The 3,824-nt window shown below is 65.5% G+C and carries 2 protein-coding genes; both read left to right on the plus strand.

Translation table 11 applies throughout. From position 1 onward, the window contains the following. Nucleotides 1-304: 304 nt before the first annotated feature. Nucleotides 305-1,870, plus strand: a complete 1,566-nt coding sequence (locus tag ABZ646_RS42385) for a hypothetical protein (protein ID WP_360531880.1) — start codon at nt 305-307, stop codon at nt 1,868-1,870. 220 nt (nt 1,871-2,090) lie between these two features. Next, nucleotides 2,091-3,719 (plus strand): ISAzo13 family transposase, encoded by a 1,629-nt coding sequence (locus ABZ646_RS42390; RefSeq protein ID WP_360531883.1) that lies wholly within the window; start codon nt 2,091-2,093, stop codon nt 3,717-3,719. Nucleotides 3,720-3,824: the final 105 nt, after the last annotated feature.

Raw genomic sequence — 3,824 nt, forward strand, 5'->3', positions numbered from 1 at the left:
GGCTCCCGCCCTCGCCCCGGTAGTCGGGGATCCCCGACTCGCAAGGCATCGGCAGATGTAACCCTTGGGCTCGATCTTCAAGCTGAGGTCTCGAACTGCGCTTCAGGCCTGCTCACTCACGTTGCAACTCTCATACGCCCAAAGGTCTTTGGCTGAACACACGCGGTGCAAATTACCCGATGGGCGGAGCACCGCGATTGTTAGCATCGGGCGGCTGATCCACCTGGGTCAGCGCGAGGGAAGGTAGCGAACGATGCGTTTACGAAGAGGCAGACCCCTGATATCCCGGGCGGTCGTAGGTCTTGTGACAGCGGCTTTGCTGGGCGCGGTCTCGGTGGGGCCTGCGCAGGCCGCGGAAAAGGAAGGAGGACTGGAGCTCAGTGCTCTCTCGTTCAACCCGTTGACCGTTGACGCCACGGCCGGGGATGCGATCGCGACCCTCAATTGGGCTGTGAAGGACGGCAACGCGAGCGCCGCCGCTGTCTCGGGCGACGTCTACGTCCGGCAGGTCTCCGCCGCCGGCAGCACCGTGGGGCCCGCCTTCGACATCAGCTACTCGCTGCAGCCGAACGGCTCTGCGATGACCAACTCCGTGTCCGGGAACGCCCAGTCATCCACATACAGTTACGACTTCAGTGTGCCGCAGTACGCGGCGCAGGCCAGCGCCAACTGGGCGGTCGTCAGAGTCACCGCTTCGGACGACCGGGGGAACACCCTGACGGTCGACAAAGACCGGCTCTCGGAGTTCGCAAACATCGTCACGGCCAAGGAGTCGGTCGACTCCACCGGACCGACTTACGAAGACGTCTCCCTGCCGCCCGACGCGCCGAGGTATCTCTACAACGCGGCAAAGCCCGTCACCGTGGCCTACTACATCGACGTCGCCGATCCCGAGTCCGGCTTCTACAAGGGTGAGGTCACCGTCGCCGGGCCGGGCGGGCAGACGGCATCCGGCAAGCTCAAGGTGGTGACAGCCGACGATGGCAACACCTCCTGCGGTCCCAACACTGGTGGTTGGGGCAGCAACGAGATCATCTGCAGCGTCTCGGTCACCATCCCGGCCGCAGCCGCAGCTGGTACGTGGGCCGTCTCACGCATCGGGCTGACCGACAACGCCGGAAACACCTCCGTCTACCGAAACCTGAACCTCGCACCTGTTCACATCACTCAGAACGCGACTCTGCAGGCCGGCGACTTCTCCATCACCCCGAAGGCCGTGAACGACTGGTCCGAACAGCAGAAGCTCTCGATCACAATGAAGCCCAACGGCGTGCGCCAAGGGCTCACCTCGGTCACTGTGTGGACGGACACGGGCTGCGGCGGATCGATCACCGAGGCGCCCGCCATCAGCGATGACGGCACGATCACCGTTCCCGCCAACATGTTCAATCGCAGCAAGGAATGCATCATTACGGGTATTGCCCTCGTGGACGGTGCCGGAGACGTGGCGGCGTACGGTTCATACTTCGACGGCCCGGACCTGAACCTGGTGGCAACGCAGATTCCGGATACCACGCCCCCCGTGGCAACTGCCGCGTCGCTGAGTTTCACAACGATCGCTGCTAGTGCCCTGCCCCGGAATGTCGTGCTGACCGCTGACGTGACCTCCTTCGCGGGAGTCAACGGATTCAGCGTCACCGTCTACGACTCCGCTGGCCGTCCCGTCAGCGGAGGCTACGGCGGTCTCTCCGCGGTGACCGAGGGGACCGTGCAGATAGGGGTCGATCTGCCGCAAGGGTTGACGCCCGGCGTGTATACCGTCGGATTCGAGCTGACCGATGAGGGCGGACTTTACGCGCAGTACGGCTACTCCAACGTGGGTTCCCCGGCACCGAGCGGGCCGTTGCAGGTCACGGTGACCGACTCCTGACGCCCGAGCCTCGGAGGCGTGGCGGTCGAATGGTCCGCCACGCTCCTCCTCCGGTTGTCACTTCATGCCTGAGCGGGGCTTCTAGCAACGTGACTGGGGGCCTCTGCGGCGAACGGGAAACCCCTGCTCACAAGGCATCGTCAGATGTAACCCAATTGGCACCTAAGGGCTTGCAGATCATCAAGGTGTTGCTTCCCGTCCTAAGGCTCGTTGGTGTGGTATGCGCATCCCGGACGAGATCCGTACCCAACTCGCCATGAAGTTCTCAGTGTTGTTCCCGCATCTGGATGAGCGTCAGCGACGGCTGCTGATGGCCGCAGAGGCCCGTGTCCTGGGACACGGTGGTGTTCGGTCCGTCGCGCGGGCGGCCTCGGTGAGTGAGACCACGGTCCGCAAGGGCGTGTTCGAGCTGGAGACCGGTGAGGAGCCTCTGGGGCGGGTGCGGCGGCCAGGCGGAGGCCGCAAGAGGGTCGCAGATCTCGATTCGGGGCTGCGGCCGGCGCTGCTGGCGCTGGTCGAGCCGGACGAGCGCGGTGATCCCATGTCACCGCTGCGGTGGACGGTGAAGTCGACCCGCACGTTAGCGCGGGAGCTGGCTCGGACCGGGCACAAAGTCAGTGCGGACACCGTCGCGGACCTGCTGCGGGAGGAAGGCTTCAGTCTGCAGGCCAACGCCAAGACCATCGAGGGCAGCCAGCATCCGGACCGGGATGCCCAGTTCCGTTATCTCAACGAGCAGGCCCGCGATCACCGGGACACCGGCCAGCCGGTGATCAGCGTGGACACCAAGAAGAAGGAGCTCGTCGGCGAGTTCAAGAACAACGGCCGTCAGTGGCGGCCTGCGGCTGATCCGGTGCCGGTGAACGTCCATGACTTCGCAGACCCGCAGCTGGGCAAGGCCGTCCCGTACGGGATCTACGATCTCGCGGCGGACACCGGCTGGGTCAACGTGGGCACCGATCACGACACCGCCGCGTTCGCAGTGGAATCGATCCGCCGCTGGTGGTCCGGCCAGGGCCGGGCCGCCTACCCGCAGGCGACACGACTGCTCATCACCGCCGACGCGGGCGGCTCGAACGGCTACCGGACCCGGGCCTGGAAGCTCGAACTCGCCCGGCTCGCCGCCGAAACAGGACTGACGATCACCGTTTGCCACCTGCCGCCGGGCACATCGAAGTGGAACAAGATCGAGCACAGGCTCTTCTCGCACATCACCATGAACTGGCGCGGCTGCCCGCTGACCAGCCACGAAGTCATCGTCCAGTCCATCGCCGCGACCACCACCCGCACCGGACTGCGCGTCACGGCCGAGCTGGACACCAACACCTACCCCACCGGAGTCCAGATCGGCGACGCGGAGATGGCGGCCCTGCCACTGACCCGACATGCCTTCCACGGCGACTGGAACTATGCCCTGCACCCCCAGTCGTGCTCCGCCATCCCAGCGCCGCGGGCTCCGCAAAAGCCGGCCCCGGAGTGGGACCATGCTCTCCTGTCCGACCCCGTCCTGACCGGCATGTCCCGGCAGCAACTGAGCGATCTCGCCGACACTTTGGCCGTCGACGGCGACGTCAAGCGCGGCCGCCCGCCCCGGCTCGCCTTCTCCGACCAGGTCCTGGCGGCCGTCCTTCACCTGCGGGTCAATCTGGCCGCGGAACCCCTCGCGGTGCTGTTCGACAGCAGTCGGACCGCCATGCACCGCACCCTGCTGAAGATCAGGAGGCTGCTCAAGACGCACAGCATCGTCATCCCGCCAGCGGCCACTCCACCCTCCGCCCTCACAGCCCTCCAGGCTCGGATTCGAGCCCAGACCGGCGACCCCAACAGCAAGATCAAGACGACGTGTTAATGATCTGCAAGCCCTACTGATCTTTTCGTAAGTTCGGTGGGTGGGGTGGCCTTGTGAGTGGGAGGCTTTCGGGGTGGCTTATCAACCCTCGCCTTCGGCTGCCGG

This window comes from Streptomyces sp. NPDC007162, from assembly GCF_040634175.1.
Taxonomy (GTDB): Bacteria; Actinomycetota; Actinomycetes; order Streptomycetales; family Streptomycetaceae; genus Streptomyces.